This window comes from Brachybacterium netajii (SeqCode) (assembly GCF_054114245.1).
The window spans coordinates 286048-304693 of sequence record NZ_JBSYXB010000003.1; the positions used below are offsets into that span (position 1 = coordinate 286048).

The window sequence follows — 18646 nt, forward strand, 5'->3', positions numbered from 1 at the left end:
TGCGGCACGCTGGCCGTATCGAAAGCCCTTGTGGTGCGAGGGTGAAGCGCTCATCGAGGAGGCTCTGCATGAATAGCACACCCAGCACGCCCGTCGGCCCCGTCGATCCCGCCCTCCCGACGCCGAGCGTCCCGCTGCCGCTGTCGGCGGTGCGCGTGCGCGACGCGTTCTGGAGCGCGAAGCAGCGCCTCGTGCGCGAGGAGGTCATCCCGTACCAGTGGGAGGCGCTGCACGACCGCGTCCCCGGCGCCGAGCCCAGCTGGTGCATCCACAACTTCACGGCCGCCGCCCGTCAGCGCGACCGCGCGCGCCGCGAGGGGGACGCCTTCGTCGCCCCCGAGCTGACCGGTCGCGGATTCCAGCAGCTCCCCGCGGACCCGGAGAACCCCGACCCCGACGCCTTCTACGGGCTCGTCTTCCAGGACAGCGATCTCGCGAAGTTCATCGAGGCGGCCTCGTACTCGCTCGAGACCCATCCCGATCCCCGCCTCGAAGCGGACCTCGACGAGGCCATCGCCCTGATCGGTGCCGCGCAGCTCGAGAACGGCTACATCGACACCTATTACATCCTCACCGGGATGGATCTCGCCTTCACGAACCTGCAGTACAACCACGAGCTGTACTGCTTCGGGCATCTCGCCGAGGCGGCCGTCGCCCATCATCGGGCGACCGGCAAGCACTCGCTGCTCGACATCGTGCGCCGCTTCGCCGACCACATCGACGAGCGCTTCGGCCGCGAGGAGGGGAAGCTCCGCGGCTACCCCGGCCACGAGGAGGCCGAGCTCGCGCTCGTGCGCCTCCACGAGGTCACCGGCGAGGAGCGCTACCTCGAGCTCGCCCGCTTCTTCATCGAGGAGCGCGGCCAGGACCCGAAGTACTTCGAGGTCGAGCGGCAGCGCGCCCAGGACGCCGGGCTCGAGCGCGCCGGCTGGGAGGGGACCGTGAACCATGCCTACTTCCAGTCCCATGCGCCCGTGCGCGAGCAGGAGGAGGCCGTCGGGCACGCCGTCCGCGCCGGCTACCTGTATGCCGGGATGGCCGACGTCGCCCGCGCGACCGGCGATGCGAGCCTCGTCGAGGCCTGCGAGCGGCTCTGGCGCAGCATCGTCGACCGCAAGCTCTACATCACCGGCGGCATCGGCGGCACGGTCGACGGCGAGGCCTTCTCCTACGACCACGACCTCCCCAACGACACCGCCTACTCGGAGACCTGCGCAGCGATCTCCCTGGTCCTGCTCGCCCGGCGCATGCTCCAGCTGCGGCCCCGCGCCGAGTACGCCGACGTCATGGAGCTGGCCCTGTTCAACACGGTCCTCGCCGGCATGGACCTCGACGGCCGCGCCTTCTTCTACGTCAACCCGCTCGAGGCGACCCCCGCGGGTTCGCACCGCGACTCCCGCAAGGCGCATGTGAAGATCGTCCGCCAGCCCTGGTTCGGCTGCGCCTGCTGCCCGCCGAACCTCGCCCGGCTCCTCGCCTCCCTGCAGTCCTACGCGTACACCGCGACCGACGACGCCCTGCTCGTCCACCTCTACCTCGGCGGCGACGTCGAGGCCTCGCTCGGCGGGACGCCCGTCCGCCTCGAGGTCGAGGCCGGCATGCCCTGGTCCGGGACCGGGTCGATCCGCGTGCGCATCGACGGTGCGGCCGACGGCGCGGCAGGCGTCGCCGGGCCCGCGATCGGCACGCTCGCCCTCCGCGTGCCCGGCTGGTCCGGGGACGACGGCGCGGCGATCACCTCCACCGCCGAGGACCGCGGCGCCGTGACCCGCGAGACGGCCGACGGCTACGTGCGCCTCACCGGCGACTGGGCCGACGGCGACCTGATCTCCTTCGACTTCCCGATGCCCGTGCGCATCATGCAGGCCGACCCGCGGGTCCGCGAGGACGCCGGCCGGGTCGCGATCCAGCGCGGACCGATCACCTTCTGCGCCGAGTCCGCCGACAACGGCGAGGACCTCCACCTGCTGTCCCTGGACCCGTCGGCCCTGGACCCGTACGCGATCGCGATCGAGGAGTGGGATGCGCTGGGGGAGCCGATGGTGCGCCTGCGCGTCCCCGCCCGCCGCGACCCGGGGGCGGAGGCGGCCGACGCGGCGGGCGCATCCCTCTACACGGTGTACCGCGGCCCCCGCTCCGAGCCCGCCGAGGCGCTGCTGATCCCGTACTTCGCCTGGGCGAACCGCGGCGAGAACGAGATGAGCGTCTGGCTGCGGGCGTGAGCGGACGGATGGGCGCCGGCGCCGGGAGCTCGGGCGGTAGCCTGCATGCATGCGGCCCGTCGGGCTCGGCGCAGCGATCGCGGCAGCGGACGCGGCCTGCTGGCACGGCCTCCCGCTGACCGAGATGGTCCGGCCTCCCGAGCTTCCCGCGGACGACGGGGCCGGGGACTGGCCGGAGCTGCTGCTGCGGGCGCTCGTGTTCCGCGTCGCCACTCTCCATCTCCTCGGGGCATGGACCGCAGAGGTGCAGGACCGGCACGTGCCGGTCGCCGAGGCGATCCTCGCGGCCCGCGACGCCGGCTGACCGGCGCGGCGCGGCGCGTCCGACGAACGCCCCTATTCGCAAACGATTGCATCACGGTGGCGTGGGGTGTTGACCGCGTCCCGCCGCTGCGTCAGAATCGGTGCAAATGTTTCATGCAGGTCGTGGGTCGGGGCAGGGGTCTCGGCGGCGGCGTGAGGAGGGCACCGGCATGGCGATCACCCTGCGGGACGTCGCGGCGCGCGCCGAGGTCTCCGTCGCGACGGCCTCGCGGGCGCTGCAGCGCCCCGAGATGGTGCTGCCGGCGACCCGCGACCGCGTCCAGCAGGCCGCTGCGGATCTCGGGTACACCGTGAACCGTTCGGCGCGCACGCTCAGCACGGGCCGCACCGGCGTGCTCGGTGTCGTCGTCCCCGATCTGCTGAACCCGTTCTACCCGGCGGTCCTCAAGGGCGCGCAGGCGCGGGCCCGGCATCACGGCGTGCAGCTCCTCCTGGCGGACGCGGAGGAGACCCCGGAGGGGGAGCTGCCGCTCGTGCGCACCCTCGCCTCGCAGGTCGACGGCGTGCTGCTGTGCTCCCCGCGCATGGATGACGAGAGCCTCGACGCGGCCTCCCTGCTGACGCGGATCGCCCTGGTCAACCGCACCCATGCGACCCTCCCTGCGGTCTCGGCCGACGCCATGACCGGCGTCCGCGCCGCCCTCCGCCACCTCGCCGCGCTCGGCCACCGCCGCATCGGCCTCGTCGGCGGACCGGAGGCGAGCCACTCCAACACCCGTCGGCGCTTCGCCGTCCTCGAGCTCGCGACCGAGCTGGGCCTCGACGCCGTCGACATCGGAGGCTTCGCGCCGACGACCGACGGCGGCCGCTCGGCGGCCGAGGCGGTGCTCCTGGCCGACGTCGGCGCCGTGCTCGTCTACAACGACGTGATGGCGCTGGGCCTGATCTCGCAGCTGCGCGAGAGCGGCTTCCGGGTCCCGCAGGACCTCAGCGTCGTGGGCTGGGACGACATCGCCTTCGCGGAGATCGCCGACCCGGCCCTCAGCACCGTCCGCGTGCCCCGCTACGAGATGGGCGCCGCCGGCATCGACGCGCTCGTCGAGGATCCCGACGACGAGGTCGGCGTGCGCTGGCGCTTCGAGACGACCTTCGTCCCGCGCGGCTCCACCGCCCGCTACACCGCCCCGACGGTTCCGGCTGCTCCGTCCGTCCCGTCGGCCGCCGACTGACGCAGCCGTCCGCCGACGGACCCAGCCCGCCGTCGACCGGCCCGGCCCGCCGTCGGCGGACGGCCCGCGACCGCGGCCGCCCTGCGGTAGGTTCGGCCCGTGAGCACTCGACCCATCGGGATGAAGGACGTCGCCAGAGCGGCGGGCGTGTCCGTCGGCACCGTCTCCAACGTCCTGAACCGGCCCGACATCGTCTCCCCGGACCGCCGGGCCCGCGTCGAGGAGGTCATCCGCGAGCTCGGGTACGTGCGCAACGACGCCGCCCGGCAGCTGAAGGCGGGGCGCTCGAGCACCGTCGGCGCGATCGTGCTGGACTCCGGCAACCCCTTCTACGCGCAGCTCGCGCGCGGCATGGAGGCGGCCGCGCAGGCCTCGGGGCTCGCCGTCATCGTCGGCTCCTCCGCGCATGAGGAGGACCGGGAGCGGCTGTACCTCTCGCTGTTCGAGGAGCAGCGGGTGCGCGGCATCCTGCTGGCCTCCACGGGCGGCCACGACGACCTGATCGCCGCGATCCGCGGCCGCGGCACGCCCGTCGTGATGGTCGAGCACGAGCACTCCGCGGGCGGCGGCTCCTCCGTCGCGGTCGACGACGCCGCCGGCGGCGCCCTCGCCGTCCGCCACCTCCTCGAGCAGGGCCGACGACGGATCGCCATGCTCCTCGCCCGCCCCGAGCTGCACCAGGTCGCGTCCCGTCTCGAGGGCGCCCGCCGCGCCGCGACGGAGGCCGGCCTCGCGCTCGAGGTGATCGAGGCCGACGGGCTCGGCGTCCTCGCCGGCCGCGACGCCGGCGAACGCATCGCCGCCCGTCCCCGCGAGGAGCGGCCCGACGCGCTCTTCTGCGTCAACGACCTCCTCGCCGTCGGCGTCATGCAGGCCTTCGCCTACCAGCACCAGGTCGCGATGCCCGAGGAGATCGCGCTCGTCGGCTACGACGACATCGAGTTCGCCCGCAGCACGATCGTGCCGCTGACCTCGGTGTCCCAGCCCGCGGAGCTCATGGGCCGCACCGCCCTCGCGCTCCTCGAGGAGGAGATCGTCCGCGCCGACGCGCCCCGCCGGCACGTGTCCTTCCAGCCCGAGCTCGTCATCCGCGGCTCCAGCGCGGGGTGAGGCGGCCGTCGGCGCCCCCTGACGCCCCGCCTCAGAACGGCCAGATGATCGGCACCAGCACCGTCGCGACGACGCCGAACCAGAGCAGGCACGGCAGGCCCAGGCGCCAGTAGTCCCCGAAGCGGTACGCCCCGGCCTCCTGGATCATCAGGTTGCCGGGCGTCGCGACGGGGGTCAGGAACGCGGCGGCGCCCGCGACGGCGATGCCCATCATGAGCGGCAGCGGGGAGATCCCGGCGGTCGAGGCGACGGCGTCGGCGACGGGCGCGACGATCAGCACCGAGGCCAGGTTCGAGACGAACTGGCCGAGGATCAGCACGATGACCACGAGGCCCACCAGCAGCAGCCGCGGGTCGCTCGCCCCCAGGCGCTCGACGAGCCAGGAGGAGAGCAGGTCGGCGGCGCCGCTGGACTGGATCGCGGAGGACAGCGGGATCATGCCCGCGACGATCACCAGGGTGCTCAGGGACAGCGAGCGCTGCGCCTGCTCGAAGGTGACGATGCGGGCCAGCATGAGCACGACGGCCGCCAGCAGCACGATGATCGCCGGCGGCAGCGCCTGCAGCGCCAGCAGCACGCACATCACGCCCATCACCGCGAGGGCGACCGCGGCCCGTCCGCCGAGCTGCACGGTCTGGCGGCGCAGCAGGTCCGGGTCCTCGACGCCGAGGACGCTCGGCCGACGGGTCCGGCGGGACAGCGCATCCCAGGCGCCGCGCAGGACCAGCACGTCCCCGACCTCGAGCTCCGCGCGATCCACGGCCGTCCCGCGCCGCTGCACCGAGGTCACCACGAGATCCCCCGACTCGAGCATCATGCCGGGATGGACCTCGTCGCCGAGGATGCTCGAGCGCGGCGGGATCACCACCTCGATCGCCCCGGTGCTCGTGGACAGCGCGGCCTCGCCCTTCCCCAGACCGTGCTCCCGGGCCAGGGTCTCGGCATAGCGGCTGAGGTCGCGGGGCGCGTTCTCCGGCTGCCGCTCCGGCAGCAGCCGCGGACCCAGCAGCAGCGTGATCAGCAGGACGCCCGTCAGCAGCGGAACACCCACCAGCGCGAACTCGAAGAATCCGAAGGCGCGCCCGCCGGCCGCGACCGACAGCTCGTTGACCAGCACGTTCACCGGGGTGCCGAGGAGCGTCAGCATCGAGCCGGCATGCGCCGCGAAGGCCATCGGGATGAGCAGCCGCGAGGGCTTCATCCGGGTGCGGGCGGCGAGCATGACGCCGACGGGCAGCATCGCCGCGACCGCCCCGTTCACGCTGATGAACGCCGTGAGCAGGGCCGACAGCAGCATCAGCGCGATCAGCACCCGCGATCGCCCCTCGCCCGCCCGACGGGTCAGCTGCTGGCCCGCCCAGGCGGTCACGCCCGTCGCGTCGAGCGCCTCGGAGACGACGAACAGCCCCGCGATGTACAGGACGATCGGGTCGCCGAAGCCCGCGAGCGTCGCCGAGAGGTCGTTGACGCCCGTGAGGAACAGCGCGAGGGCGACCCCGAGCGCGACCAGCGGCGGCGAGATCCTCCCGCTGAGGAATGCCGCGACAGCGGCCACGAGCACGAGGATCGTGATGATCAGGGGACTCATCGCGCCTTCCAGGTCGAGGGACAGGGGAGGGGAGAGATGCGCGCACGATGCGCGCACCCCTCGATCCAAGCCCGTCGGCGCCTCCGCGTCCAGTCCGATGCCGGGCGGTGCCCTCCCGGCCCGGCCGTCCCGACCCGGACGGCCTCACCCGGCCGACCTCACTCCGCCGTCGGCTCGAACACCTCCACGCTCGCGCGCGTGCTCGCCCGCACGAGCTCCCGCGGGGACGCGCCGACGCCCAGCGCCCGCGCCTGCACCGCCACGTTCCCCAGCGCCGTCGCCTCGACGGGACCGGCGATGACGTCGACGCCCAGCGCGTCCGCCGTCAGCCGGTTCAGCAGCGCGTTGCGACTGCCCCCGCCGACGACGTGCAGCCGCGTCGGCATCGGCACCCCGGCGATCCGGCAGGCGGTCCGCAGCTCGTCGCGATACGTCTCCGAGAGGGACTCCAGGATGCAGCGCACCAGCTCGGCCGGGGTCCGCGGATGCTCCTGGTCGCCGCCGACGGCCTCCGCCGCGAGCGCGACCCGGTCGGCCATCCGGCCCGGCGCGAGGAACGCCGGATCGGTGGGATCGATGCGGAAGCGGTCCCCGGGGATCGCCGCGGCCGCGGCCAGCAGGCCCTCGAGCTCGACCTGCGCGCCCTCCTCCTCCCACTGCCGGATCGACTCGCTGAGCAGCCACATGCCGGCGACGTTCTTGAGGAAGCGGATCCGTCCGTCGGCCCCGCCCTCGTTGGTGAACCCTGCCGTCCGCGCCCGCTCCGTGGTCACCGGACGCTCGAGCTCGAGCCCGATCAGCGACCAGGTCCCCGAGGAGATGTACGCGACGGGCCCGTGCTCGGGCCGCTCCTCCGCCGGCACCGCGAGCACCGCCGAGGCGGTGTCGTGGGAGCCGACGGCGACGACCGGGACCGCCGGGATCCCGAGCTCCCGCGCGAGATCCTCCGCGACGCGCCCGATCCTCTCGCCGGGGCCGACGAGCGGCGCCAGCAGCTCGCGCCCGATCCCGGCCGCCGCCAGCAGCGCATCGTCCCAGTCGCCCGTCGTCGCCGAGAGCATGCCCGTGGTCGAGGCGTTGGTGCGCTCGGTGCGGCGCTCGCCGGTGAGCAGGAAGCCGATCAGGTCCGGCACCAGCAGCAGCGTCGACCCCGCCGGTAGACCGGCGAGACGATCGTCGGCCGCGAGCTGGTGCAGCGTGATGAAGGACTGCTGGGCGATGCCGGTCGACGCGTACTGCGCGGCCGCGTCGACCCTCGCGGCGACCTGCTCGGGCACGCCGTCGGTGCGGTCGTCGCGGTAGGCGATCACCTCGCCGATGCGCGCGCCGTCGGGGCTGACGAGCCCGTAGTCGACCGCCCAGGAGTCGATGCCGATCGAGGAGATCCCCGGCAGGCCGTGCGCGCGGGCGAGCTCCTGCGCGGCCGTCAGCCCCGCCCGGATCTCCGCCCACAGCGCCTCGACGTCCCAGCTCAGATGCCCCTCGCGCACGGACAGCCCGTTCTCGAACCGCCGCGCCTGCAGCAGCTCGATCGAAGCGCCCGCCCCGTCGGCCGCGGCCGACCCCGGGCGCACGACGCCGAGCATGACCCGACCCGAGGTCGCCCCCAGGTCGACCGCCGCGACCGCGAACGGAGCGGCAGGAGTGTCGGCGTCGGCGCCGACCGCACCGTCGGCCGCGCTCATCGCAGGAACGCGGCCGCGACGCCGGCGTCGACCGGGACGTGCAGGCCGGTGGTGTGCGAGAGGTCGCCCGCGGTCAGGGCGAACACCGCGTTGGCGACGTTCTCGGGGAGCACCTCGCGCTTGAGCAGGGTGCGCTGCGCGTAGAACTCGCCCAGCTTCTCCTCCTCCACGCCGTAGACCTTCGCGCGGCTCGCGCCCCAGCCTCCGGCGAAGATGCCGGAGCCGCGGACGACGCCGTCGGGGTTGATCCCGTTGACGCGGATCTGGTGGCCGCCGAGCTCCGCCGCGAGCAGCCGCACCTGATGCGCCTGGTCCGCCTTCGTCGCCGAGTAGGCGATGTTGTTGGGGCCCGCGAACACCGAGTTCTTCGAGGAGATGTAGATGATGTCCCCGCCCATGGCCTGGTCGATCATCACCCGCGCCGTCTCCCGCGAGACCAGGAAGCTGCCGCGCGCCATGACGTCGTGCTGCAGGTCCCAGTCCCGTGCGGTCGTCTCCAGCAGCGGCTTCGACAGCGACAGGCCGGCGTTGTTGACGATGAGGTCGAGGCCGCCGAAGGCGAGCACGGCATCGGCGACGGCCGCGATCACGGCCTGCTCGTCGGACACGTCGGCGCGCAGGGCGACGGCCCGGTCGGGGCCGCCGAGCTCCGTCGCCGTGGCCTCGGCGTTCTCGAGGTTCAGATCGGCGATGACGACGCACGCGCCCTCGGCGACGAGCCGCTCGGCGGTCGCCTTCCCGATCCCCGACCCGCCGCCGGTCACGAGTGCCACCCGGGTCGCCAGCGGCTTCGGTGCCGGACGTCGCCGCAGCTTCGCCTCCTCCAGCGCCCAGTACTCGATGCGGAACTTCTCCGACTCCTCGATCGGCGCGTAGGTCGAGATCGCCTCCGCGCCGCGCATCACGTTGATCGCGTTGACGTAGAACTCGCCGGCCACGCGGGCGGTCTGCTTGTCGGCCCCGAAGGAGAGCATGCCGACGCCCGGGATCAGCACGATCGCCGGATCCGCGCCGCGCATGGCGGGGGAGTCGGCGTCGGCGTGGCGCGCGTAGTAGGAGGAGTAGTCCTCGCGGTACTGCGCATGCAGCTCCGTCAGGCGGGCGATCGAGTCCTCGACGCTGGCGTCGGCCGGAAGATCCAGGACCAGCGGCTTGACCTTGGTGCGCAGGAAGTGGTCGGGGCAGGACGTCCCCAGCTCCGCGAGCGGCGCCAGCTTCTCGGAGGCCAGGAACTCGTGGACGACCTCCGTGTCCGTCCAGTGCCCGACCATCGGCGCATCCGTCGACGCGAGCCCGCGGACCACCGGGAACAGGGCCGACGCCTTCGCGCGGCGCTCCGCCTCCGGCAGCGCCTCCCGGCGCGTATCGTGCGCGCCGAAGGGCTCCGTCGAGCCGGTGCGCTCGATGAACGCGGTCGCCTCGGCGATGATCCGCAGCGAGTTCGCCTGCGCCTCCTCGGAGGTGTCCCCCCAGGCGGTGATGCCGTGACCGCCGAGCACGCAGCCGATCGCAGCGGGGTTCTCCCGCTGGATCGCAGCGATGTCCAGGCCCAGCTGGAAGCCGGGACGGCGCCACGGCACCCAGACCACCGCATCGCCGAAGCACTCGCGGGTCAGGGCCTCGCCGTCGGCCGCGGTCGCCAGCGCGATCCCGGCATCGGGATGCAGATGGTCCACATGACCGGCGTCCACCAGCGCATGCATCGCGGTGTCGATGCTCGGCGCCGCCCCGCCCTTCCCGAACAGGCAGTGGTCGAAGGCCGCGACCATCTCGTCCTCGCGCTCGACGCCGGGGTAGACGTCCTGCAGCGCGCGCACGCGGTCCAGGCGCAGCACCGCGAGCCCCTTCTCCTGCAGGGTGCCGAGGTCGCCGCCGGACCCCTTGACCCACAGCAGCTCCGTCGCCTCCCCGGTCACGGGATCCGTCGCGGTGCCCTTCGCGGAGGTGTTGCCGCCGGCGAAGTTCGTGTTCCGCGGGTCCGCGCCCAGCGCGTTCGAGCGGGCGATCAGCGCGGCGACGGTGCTGTCGGCGGTGGTGGTGTTCGTGTTCGTGCTCGTGCTCATGCTCAGGCTCCCCATCCCATCTGGTTCCCGCCGACGCGCGCGGCGGCGATCTCGTCCTCGTAGCCGCTCGCGCGGAAGGCCGCGAACGGGTCGGCCGGCAGGCCTCGCTCCTCGCGGAACGCCGCGAGCGCGGGCCGCACATCGGTCCAGAACGCGTCCATGAGGATCGCGTTCGCCTCGAGCACGTCATGGCGCTGCTGCGCGTCGGCCAGCGCCTCGCGGTCCACCAGCAGCGCCTTCGCGAGCGTCTCCTGCACGTTCAGCACCGAGCGGATCTGCCCCTGGATCTTCGACTCCAGGTTGTGGCACTGGTCGAGCATGAAGTTCACGCGCGACTCGGGCCGATGCGCATCCTGCTGCACGATCTCGAAGAGGATCCGGAACAGCTGGAAGGGGTCCGCGGCGCCGACGATCAGATCGTCGTCGGCATAGTTGCGGGAGTTGAAGTCGAAGGCGCCCAGCCGGCCCTGCCGCAGCAGCTGCGCGACGATGAACTCGATGTTCGTGCCCGGCGCATGATGGCCCGTATCCAGCACGACCAGCGCCTGCTCGCCGAGCGCGAGGCAGTGCAGCAGGCTCGTGCCCCAGTCCGGGACGTCCGTGTGGTAGAACGCCGGCTCGAAGAACTTGTACTCGAGCACGATGCGCTCGTCCTCGCCGAGAGCGCCGTAGATCTCCCGCAGCGACTCCGCCAGACGATCCTGCCGGGCCCGGATCGAGTCCTGACCTGCATAGTTGGTGCCGTCGGCGAGCCAGATCTTCAGCTCCGACGAGCCGGTCGCCTGCATGACGTCGAGGCACTCGAGATGATGGTCGATCGCCCGACGACGGACGGCGGCGTCCCCGTGCGTGAGGGACCCGAACTTGTACTCGTCGTCCTGGAAGGTGTTCGAGTTGATCATGCCGATCGAGACGCCCAGGTCCTCGGCGTGCCGGCGCAGCGCTCCGAAGTCCTCGACCTTGTCCCAGGGGTAGTGCAGGGACACGCGCGGCGCGGCGCCGGTGTGCGCGTGGGTCTGCGCGGCGTCGGCGATCTTCTCGAACGGATCGCGCGGGGTGCCGGGAGTGCCGAACACCTTGAAGCGGGTGCCGGAGTTGCCGTAGCCCCAGCTGGGGACCTCGATCGTGAAGTCCGCGAGATCGCGGGCGACGAGGTCCGGCAGGGCGGTGAGCGGAGCGGGGGACATGGTGGGCTCCTTCGGGAGTCGGGTGGGGTGGGGTCGGTTGGGTCGGTGCGCTGCTGACGGGTATGCGCTCTCCCTGCGGCGGGACGAGCGTCGATGCCGTCGCCAACGGGAGGTGTGGAGGGGTGGGTCCTGCAGTGATTGAAACGACTCAACGAATGCTAGCACGGAGGGTGCGGGACGGGAAGGCGGCCTTGGGATCGGGCATTGCGGGCGGGGGCGGGGCTGACGCGGACTGACACGTGCGGATCGCGGGCGGGGCGCGGGCGGGTCGCGATGGAGGGCTCCGACGGCCCGGGGGAGAAGTGCTCCTCCCCATCGGACGTTATCCCCAATGTCATTGGGGAAATGTGGATGAAGGGATCTTGGGGAGGAGAAGTCGCTGTTCACTCCTCCCCAATGGTCAAATATCCACAGGCTGTTTCTTTGCTGTTCATGGATTGTCGATGATGGGGGTGAATTCGATGATGGATCGATGAACGAGAGCTGGCCGTGGGGTCGGCGGGATGCAGGGGAGGGGGTGTCGGGATGGGCGGGAAACGCGGCCAAGGGGGCCGGGGCGGTCAGGGCGGGTCGGGCGAAGGTGCCGGGTCTGCTGCTGGGGGCATGGACGGGCTGGTGCGCTGGTGGATGGCGCAGGCATCAGCATTGACGGCGTCCGCGCCGGGCCTCGAGGTCCTGATGGAGACGTCGCCGGGGGCGCTGGTGGATCTGATGCGGTTGTTGGAGTCGACGCGGAACAGTCTGGATGCGCTCGCGACGCGGGTGGAGGTCGCGTTCCGTGCGGGGCAGATCGATGCGCAGAAGGCGGCGGGGGTGCCGTCGGAGCGGCTGGGACGGGGGATCTCGGAGCAGGTGTCGTTGGCGCGGGGGATCACCCCGACCGCGGCGGGCAACGAGGGCGCGTTGAATCGGGTGCTGGTGGAGTCGATGCCGAGGATCATGGGGTTGTTGGAGGCGGGGGAGATCAAGCAGTGGACCGCGCACAAGATCGCCGGTGAGGTCATCTGCCTGGAGGATCAGGATCGTGCGGCGGTCGATGAGGAGCTCGCCGGGGAGATCGCGGGAGACACCCCGTGGACGGCGGCGGGCAAGGCGCGGCGTCTGGTGCAGGAGAAGGATCCCCAGGCCGCGATCGAGCGGCTCCAGCGGGCGACGGCGAAGCGTCGGGTGTCGCTGCGCGCGGGCTCGGACGGGATGGCGGTCCTGCGGGCGGTGGTGCCGCTGGTCGAGGGCGTGGCGGTGAAGCATGCGCTGGATCAGGAGGCGAAGGCGAAGCGCGCGGCGGGGGATGAGCGGTCGATGGGGCAGATCGCCTCGGACACGCTCGTGGAGCGGACGCTGGGGGTGGCGAGCGTGGATGAGGTCGATGTCGAGGTCCAGCTGCTGATGACGGACGAGACGCTGCTGCGGGGCGGGAGCGAGCCGGGGATGGTCGAGGGTCATCCCGTGCCGGCGCCCCGCGCGCGGGAGATCGCGCTCGGAGTGCGGACCCGTCCCGCGCAAGCACCCCGGCAGGAGCCCGCCCGATGGGCCAGCGACGACGACCGACCTGAGCAGGACGAGCAGCATGAGCGGCACGAGCAGCGTCATGAACAGGATTCCTCGCCACCAGGACCGGATATCGAGGCCTGCACGGCGTGCGACGAGGTGGATCTGGTGGACGCGCACCGGTGGGTGCGCAGGCTGTATGCGGATCCGGTGACGGGGGAGCTGGTGGATGTGGACGCACGGCGGAGGGACTTCTCCGCGCATGTGCGACGGTTCGTGGTGCTGCGGGATCAGGCGTGCCGGGCCCCGTACTGCGATGCGAAGATCCGGGATGTCGATCACGTGCATCGGTATGCCGATGGCGGGGAATCGACCGTGGACAACGCGGCGGGGCATTGCTGGCACTTCAACCTCGTCCTCGAGGAGGACGGCTGGGAATCCCGCCTCGACGGCCCCGAGACCGAGACTCCCGGAACACTCCGGATCACCACCCCCACCGGCCACGAGTACACCAGCCGACCACCACGACTCCGTCGGACCCGATCCTCGAATCGATCGGATGACTCGACCGAGGGTGGCGACGGCGAGGTCGATGCCGAGAGCGCGTGACCTCGCCAGAGGCCCGCGTCGGCCCGAGCGTAGCGCCGGGTCGACGCGGGACAGACGCGGGATCGTCGCTCAGTGCGGTGAGCGCGGTCGAGCAACAGTCTTGAAACGAATCAGACGGAAAACCGGAAAGCGGTTGACAGCCGCTCTGGAACGATTCAGGCTGTGCACGCGACCGATCGTCGAAGGCGACGAGAACGACAGTCGATGACGACGAGGGGCTCGGTCGGAGCGCGTCATGGGGCGCGCCGACGAACATATGCACCACGCTGACCAGCGCAGAGAGGCGGAGATCGTGGTTTCAACGCTGTATTCGAGTGCGCTCGCCTCGCCTGCGGACCTGTCCGACTGGGTCGTCGAAGGCCCGTTGGCGGTCTCCTTCCCCCAGGGGCGACTGCGCATGGAGAGCTCCGCCGATCCCGCCGTCGGGCAGGCCGCGAACTTCGTCGCCTGGCTGCCCGTCGAGCACGAGGGCGACGTGCGCATCTCCTGGAGCTTCCGTCCGCTGCGCGAGCCCGGACTGGCGATGGTCTTCTGGGGTGCGCGCTCCCGCACCGGATCCTCGATCCACGACTCGGCGCTCCCGCCCCGCAACGGCGAGTACGACCAGTACCATTCCGGCGCGATCGACGCCTACCACCTCTCCTACTACCGCCGCATGTGGCCCACCGAGCGCCGCCTGCACACCTGCAACGTCCGCAAGTCCCACGGCTTCCACCTCGTGGCGCAGGGCGCGGACCCGCTTCCCGCGGTCCTCGACGCCGACCGCGACTACCGACTCTCCCTCACCTGGCAGAACAGCACCGTCCGCTTCACGATCGACGGCATCGACTGCCTGACCTGGACCGACGACGGCAGCGTCGGCGGGCCCGCCCGTTCCGGCGGGGCGATCGGTCTGCGGCAGATGGCGCCCCTGATCGCCGAGTACGCGGACCTCCTCGTCGAGGCTCTCGATGCAGATGCAGATGCAGATGCAGATGCAGATGCAGATGCAGTTGCCGATGCAGATGCCGACACCCTCGGCGAGCCCGGCCCCGCCCGCTCCGACCGCGGGGACGCGTCATGAACCGGGCCTTCCAGCTCCTCGGCACGGCGGGGGACCTGCTGGTGCGGGCGCTCGCGGTGCAGGGGATCTGGCTGCTGGGGACCCTCGCCGGCGGGGTCGTCCTGGGGTGGGCGCCGGCGACGATGGCCGCCGTCGACGCGGCGGCGCGCGGCGAGCGCGGGGAGTCGATCACCCTGGCGCGCGCCGCCCGGGTCTGGCGCGACAGCTTCCGGCGCAGCCAGCTGACCTTGGGGCTGCCGGGCCTGGCGCTCGTCCTGGGGCTGCTGACCGCGACCACCACCGGCGCGCCGCTCATCGCCCGCGTCCCGGCGGCGATCGGCGCCGTCGGCCTCGCCGTCGCGCTGCTGCACGTGCCGATGCTCGATCGCCGCTACGAGCTGCCCGCGAGCCGCGTGCTCTCCCGCGCGCTCCTGGTGAGCCTCGCCCAGCTGCCGACGTCGCTCCTGCTCGGGGCGGTCCTCGTGCTGTGGGCGGGCATCCTCTCGAGCATCCCCGGGCTGGTGCCGTTCCTCGGCATCGCCGTCCCCGTGCTCATGGCCCAGCATCTGGTCTCCCGATCCCTCGAGCGCAACGACGCGCTGGTGGCGGCCCAGGCGCAAGCGTCGGCCGAGCCCTCCCGACCCGTCCTCGCCCGTCAGGGCCCCTGAACCCGCACCTGCTCTCTCCCCGGACGACGACCGTCGTCCACCCATCGAAAGGAACAAGGATGTTCACTCGACGCACCCTCCTCGGCGGCGCTGCCGCCGGCGCCACCGCTCTCGGTCTGGCCGCCTGCGGCGGCGGCTCCTCCGCCTCGACCGAGGAGATCACGACGCTGAAGATCATGGCGCCGCTGCTGTCCGAGACGGCGCCCGATCCCGAGGGCCAGCTCCAGAAGGCCATCGAGGATTTCATCGGCATGCCGATGGACATCACCTGGGTTCCGAACTCCAGCTACAGCGACCGCGTCACGGTGACGATGGCCAGCGACAACATCCCCCACGTGATGGTGCAGACCGGCAAGACCGCGGAGTTCGCGCAGACCGCCGCGGCCGGCGGGTTCTGGGATCTCACCGACATCCTCGGCGACTACACGAACCTCACCCCGGCGAACGAGGAGGTCGCCCACGGCGCCAGCATCAACGGGAAGACCTACGGGATCTTCCGTCTGCGTGATGCGATGCGCGCGGCCATCAGCATCCGCAAGGACTGGCTGGACAACCTCGGCCTCGCGGAGCCGGAGACCGTCGACGACCTGCAGGAGATCGCCCGGGCCTTCACGGAGGACGATCCCGCCGGCGACGGCTCCGCCACGACCGGCCTGATCATCCCGGCCTGGAGTGGCTTCGGCAACAACGGCCCGTACGACCTGTGGGAGGTCTGGAACGGCACCGCGAACGTGTGGCGCGAGGACGGCGGCACCCTCAGCCCCTCCTTCCTCGACGACCAGTTCATCGAGGCCAACCGCACCATGAAGGCGATGGTCGAGGGCGGGTACGTCAACGCCGACTTCGCGACCATGGACTCCGCGACCTGGAACGAGCCCTTCTTCAACGGCCAGGGCGGGCTGATCGCCGACGTGTCCTCGCGCGGCATGCAGCTGCTGAGCCTGTTCAAGGAGTCCGACCCCGACACCTATGGCGAGAAGGTCACCATGGTCGGCAACCTCAAGAGCTCCGACGGGACGATGTTCGCGCTGCCGACGCCCGGCTACTCCGGCTATCTCGCGATCCCGAAGTCCTCCGTCCCCACCGAGGAGCAGCTCGCGCAGGTGCTCACGGTGCTCGACAAGCTGTCCTCCGCGGAGGGCCAGAACCTGCTGAACAACGGCATCGAGGGCGTGAACTACACCGTCGAGGGCGACGTGATGGTCGGCATCGACAGCGAGGAGGCGTCGATCATCGACTCCGACCGCTCGGCGTTCGCGCAGATCGGCACGAACTCCAACGGCTACCTCGCCTACTCCTCGGAGCCCGAGGGCGAGCCCGAGAAGGCCCTCGGCGAGAAGCGCCTCGCCTTCCACGAGTCCGACCTCGAGTCCGCCGTGTTCAACCCGGGCGCCGCCTACATGTCCGAGAGCTACCTGCAGAACGGCGCGATCCTCGACCAGATCGTCGTCGACGCGCGGCTGAAGTTCCTCGCCGGGCAGCTCGACGAGGCGGGTCTGCAGTCCGAGCTCGACCGCTGGGTCTCGAGCGGCGGCCAGGCCGTCGTCGACGAGATGAACGAGCTCTACCAGCAGGGCTGACGGACCCATGGTGATGACCCAGAATCCCGCGTCCGGAGCACCGGTGCCCCCGGTGCCGTCGGCGCCGACGGCCGTGGACCGCACGCCCGCTCGGGCGGGCGGCGGTCCCCGTCGGAGGCGCTCGCTGCTCCAGCGCCTCCGACGGGCCCCGATGCTCTACGTGATGCTGCTGCCCGGCCTCGTCTACTTCGCCGTCTTCAAGTACGCCCCGATGTACGGCGTGACGATCGCCTTCCAGGACTACCTGCCGTTCCTCGGCATGCAGGGGAGCCCGTGGGTGGGGCTCAAGCACTTCGAGCGGCTGTTCAGCGGACCGGACTTCGTGCGTCTGCTGCGCAACACGCTGATCCTCGCGCTGCTGAGCGTGGTGATCGCGTTCCCCGCCCCGATCATCGCGGCGCTGATGCTCAACGAGCTGCGCCAGCAGCTGCTGAAGAAGTTCATCCAGACCGCGATCTACATCCCGCACTTCCTGTCGTGGGCGATCGTCTCGGGCCTGACCTATCTGCTGTTCGCCCTCGACACCGGCCCTATCACGGTGCTGTTCAACGAGCTCTTCGACGGCCGCTTCAACTTCCTGGCGGACCCGGACTGGTTCCGTCCGCTGGTGATGGCGCAGACGCTGTGGAAGTCCACCGGCTGGGGGACGATCATCTACCTCGCCGCGCTCGCGGGCGTGGACAAGCAGCTGTACGAGGCGGCGACGGTCGACGGCGCCGGACGCTTCCAGCAGATCCGCCACGTCACGATCCCGGCGATCGTGCCGACGGTGATCATCATGCTGATCCTCAACATCGGCAACTTCCTGGACACCGGGTTCGAGCAGATCTACATGCTCACGAACTCGCTCAACCGCGATGTCGCCGACGTGTTCGACACCTACGTGTACTTCATGGGCATCACCAACGGCGCCTACAGCTATTCGACGGCGATCGGGCTGTTCAAGTCCGTCGTCGGCCTCGTGCTGATCCTCGGTGCGAACTGGCTGGCCAAGAAGTTCACCGACTCGTCCCTCTTCTAGGAGCGCACCCATGTCTCTCCAGTTCTCCTCGACGAAGGACAGGGTCTTCGACGGCGTCAACATCGCGCTGCTGATGCTGTTCGCGATCATCACGATCCTGCCGTTCGTCTACGTCCTCGCCGCATCGTTCGCGACCGAGGCCGAGATCGCCGCGCGGCCGTTCTTCCTGTGGCCCCAGAACCCCACCCTCGAGACCTACAAGTACATCTTCTCGACGGACACGTTCGTGCGGTCCCTGCTGGTCACGATCGGTGTCACCGTCGTCGGCACGCTCGTGCAGATCACGCTGACGATGCTGATGGCCTATCCGCTCGCGGACCCGAACCTCGTGGGCCGGGGCCTGATCATGCGGCTCGTGCTGTTCGCGATGCTGTTCTCCGGCGGCATGATCCCGCTGTTCCTGGTGGTCAAGGAGCTCGGCCTGCTCGACTCCTACTGGGCGCTGATCCTGCCGGCGGCGATCAACCCGTTCAACCTGATCGTCATCCGCACCTTCTTCCAGGCGCTCCCGGGCGAGCTGCGGGAGGCCGCCGAGATCGACGGCTCCAACGAGCTCTCGACGTTCTGGCGGATCATGCTGCCGCTGTCGAAGCCCGTCATCGCGACGTTCTCGCTGTTCTACGCGGTGGGCATCTGGAACGACTTCATGTCCCCGCTGCTGTACATCTCGGACTCCTCGAAGTGGACGCTGCAGATGTTCGTGCGGCAGGTGACGATCTCGACCGACCCCTCCACCACGATCGGCAACCTCGACCCGAACTACATCCCGCCCGCCGAGGGCCTGAAGTTCGCGGTCATCGTCATCGCGACGCTCCCGATCATGTGCGTCTATCCCTTCCTCCAGAAGCACTTCGCGAAGGGGGTGATGATCGGCTCGGTCAAGGGCTGAG

14 protein-coding genes are annotated in these 18646 nt (G+C 71.1%); 10 read left to right on the top strand and 4 right to left on the bottom strand.

Annotated elements, in window-relative coordinates:
- Positions 1-68: 68 nt before the first annotated feature.
- From ACXET9_RS08570 to ACXET9_RS08585, 4 genes are all read left to right on the top strand, one after another.
- Positions 69-2222: a glycoside hydrolase family 127 protein gene (locus ACXET9_RS08570; protein ID WP_457886117.1), complete on the top strand. Its 2154-nt coding sequence runs from the start codon at positions 69-71 to the stop codon at positions 2220-2222.
- A 49-nt stretch (positions 2223-2271) separates the two neighbouring features.
- Positions 2272-2526, top strand: coding sequence for a hypothetical protein (locus ACXET9_RS08575; RefSeq protein WP_457886118.1), 255 nt, complete (start codon positions 2272-2274; stop codon positions 2524-2526).
- 169 nt (positions 2527-2695) lie between these two features.
- Positions 2696-3715: a LacI family DNA-binding transcriptional regulator gene (locus ACXET9_RS08580; protein WP_457886119.1), complete on the top strand. Its 1020-nt coding sequence runs from the start codon at positions 2696-2698 to the stop codon at positions 3713-3715.
- Between the two features lie 120 nt (positions 3716-3835).
- Positions 3836-4825: a LacI family DNA-binding transcriptional regulator gene (locus ACXET9_RS08585; RefSeq protein WP_457886281.1), complete on the top strand. Its 990-nt coding sequence runs from the start codon at positions 3836-3838 to the stop codon at positions 4823-4825.
- Between the two features lie 31 nt (positions 4826-4856).
- Here ACXET9_RS08585 and ACXET9_RS08590 read toward each other — a convergent pair whose 3' ends face one another.
- The 4 genes from ACXET9_RS08590 to rhaI form a co-directional block, all read right to left on the bottom strand.
- A complete protein-coding gene (locus tag ACXET9_RS08590) occupies positions 4857-6413 on the bottom strand; it encodes an SLC13 family permease (protein WP_457886120.1) in 1557 nt (518 codons plus the stop codon).
- Between the two features lie 158 nt (positions 6414-6571).
- Positions 6572-8098, bottom strand: coding sequence for a rhamnulokinase (locus ACXET9_RS08595; protein ID WP_457886121.1), 1527 nt, complete (start codon positions 8096-8098; stop codon positions 6572-6574).
- Positions 8095-10161, bottom strand: a complete 2067-nt coding sequence (locus tag ACXET9_RS08600) for a bifunctional aldolase/short-chain dehydrogenase (protein WP_457886122.1) — start codon at positions 10159-10161, stop codon at positions 8095-8097. The genes ACXET9_RS08595 and ACXET9_RS08600 overlap by 4 nt, the downstream gene beginning before the upstream one ends.
- Before the next feature lie 2 nt (positions 10162-10163).
- Complete coding sequence (gene rhaI / locus ACXET9_RS08605) at positions 10164-11348, bottom strand: L-rhamnose isomerase (RefSeq protein WP_457886124.1); 1185 nt, start codon at positions 11346-11348, stop codon at positions 10164-10166.
- A 603-nt stretch (positions 11349-11951) separates the two neighbouring features.
- On the opposite strand from rhaI, the gene ACXET9_RS08610 reads away from it, so the two are divergent.
- The 6 genes from ACXET9_RS08610 (at position 11952) to ACXET9_RS08635 (ending at position 18645) form a co-directional block, all read left to right on the top strand.
- Complete coding sequence (locus ACXET9_RS08610; protein WP_457886125.1) at positions 11952-13445, top strand: HNH endonuclease; 1494 nt, start codon at positions 11952-11954, stop codon at positions 13443-13445.
- A 292-nt stretch (positions 13446-13737) separates the two neighbouring features.
- Entirely contained in the window at positions 13738-14508 is a 771-nt protein-coding gene (locus ACXET9_RS08615; RefSeq protein ID WP_457886126.1) for a DUF1961 family protein, read from the top strand.
- Positions 14505-15155, top strand: coding sequence for a DUF624 domain-containing protein (locus ACXET9_RS08620; protein WP_457886128.1), 651 nt, complete (start codon positions 14505-14507; stop codon positions 15153-15155). Before ACXET9_RS08615 ends, ACXET9_RS08620 begins: the two co-directional genes overlap by 4 nt.
- 59 nt (positions 15156-15214) lie before the next feature.
- Positions 15215-16735, top strand: a complete 1521-nt coding sequence (locus ACXET9_RS08625) for an extracellular solute-binding protein (protein ID WP_457886129.1) — start codon at positions 15215-15217, stop codon at positions 16733-16735.
- Between the two features lie 13 nt (positions 16736-16748).
- Complete coding sequence (locus ACXET9_RS08630) at positions 16749-17756, top strand: ABC transporter permease (RefSeq protein ID WP_457886130.1); 1008 nt, start codon at positions 16749-16751, stop codon at positions 17754-17756.
- Positions 17757-17766: 10 nt separating this feature from the next.
- Positions 17767-18645 carry a carbohydrate ABC transporter permease gene (locus tag ACXET9_RS08635; RefSeq protein WP_457886131.1) on the top strand — a complete coding sequence of 293 codons (879 nt, stop codon included), beginning with the start codon at positions 17767-17769 and terminating at the stop codon, positions 18643-18645.
- The last annotated feature ends 1 nt before the right edge of the window (position 18646 follow it).

Coding starts and splice junctions, on each gene's coding strand:
- ACXET9_RS08585 (WP_457886281.1), top strand. CDS start 3,836: ATGAAGGACGTCGCCAGAGCGGCGGGCGTGTCCGTCGGCACCGTCTCC.
- ACXET9_RS08610 (WP_457886125.1), top strand. CDS start 11,952: ATGGACGGGCTGGTGCGCTGGTGGATGGCGCAGGCATCAGCATTGACG.
- ACXET9_RS08580 (WP_457886119.1), top strand. CDS start 2,696: ATGGCGATCACCCTGCGGGACGTCGCGGCGCGCGCCGAGGTCTCCGTC.
- ACXET9_RS08625 (WP_457886129.1), top strand. CDS start 15,215: ATGTTCACTCGACGCACCCTCCTCGGCGGCGCTGCCGCCGGCGCCACC.
- rhaI (WP_457886124.1), bottom strand. CDS start 11,348: ATGTCCCCCGCTCCGCTCACCGCCCTGCCGGACCTCGTCGCCCGCGAT.
- ACXET9_RS08595 (WP_457886121.1), bottom strand. CDS start 8,098: ATGAGCGCGGCCGACGGTGCGGTCGGCGCCGACGCCGACACTCCTGCC.
- ACXET9_RS08635 (WP_457886131.1), top strand. CDS start 17,767: ATGTCTCTCCAGTTCTCCTCGACGAAGGACAGGGTCTTCGACGGCGTC.
- ACXET9_RS08590 (WP_457886120.1), bottom strand. CDS start 6,413: ATGAGTCCCCTGATCATCACGATCCTCGTGCTCGTGGCCGCTGTCGCG.
- ACXET9_RS08575 (WP_457886118.1), top strand. CDS start 2,272: ATGCGGCCCGTCGGGCTCGGCGCAGCGATCGCGGCAGCGGACGCGGCC.
- ACXET9_RS08630 (WP_457886130.1), top strand. CDS start 16,749: ATGACCCAGAATCCCGCGTCCGGAGCACCGGTGCCCCCGGTGCCGTCG.
- ACXET9_RS08620 (WP_457886128.1), top strand. CDS start 14,505: ATGAACCGGGCCTTCCAGCTCCTCGGCACGGCGGGGGACCTGCTGGTG.
- ACXET9_RS08570 (WP_457886117.1), top strand. CDS start 69: ATGAATAGCACACCCAGCACGCCCGTCGGCCCCGTCGATCCCGCCCTC.
- ACXET9_RS08600 (WP_457886122.1), bottom strand. CDS start 10,161: ATGAGCACGAGCACGAACACGAACACCACCACCGCCGACAGCACCGTC.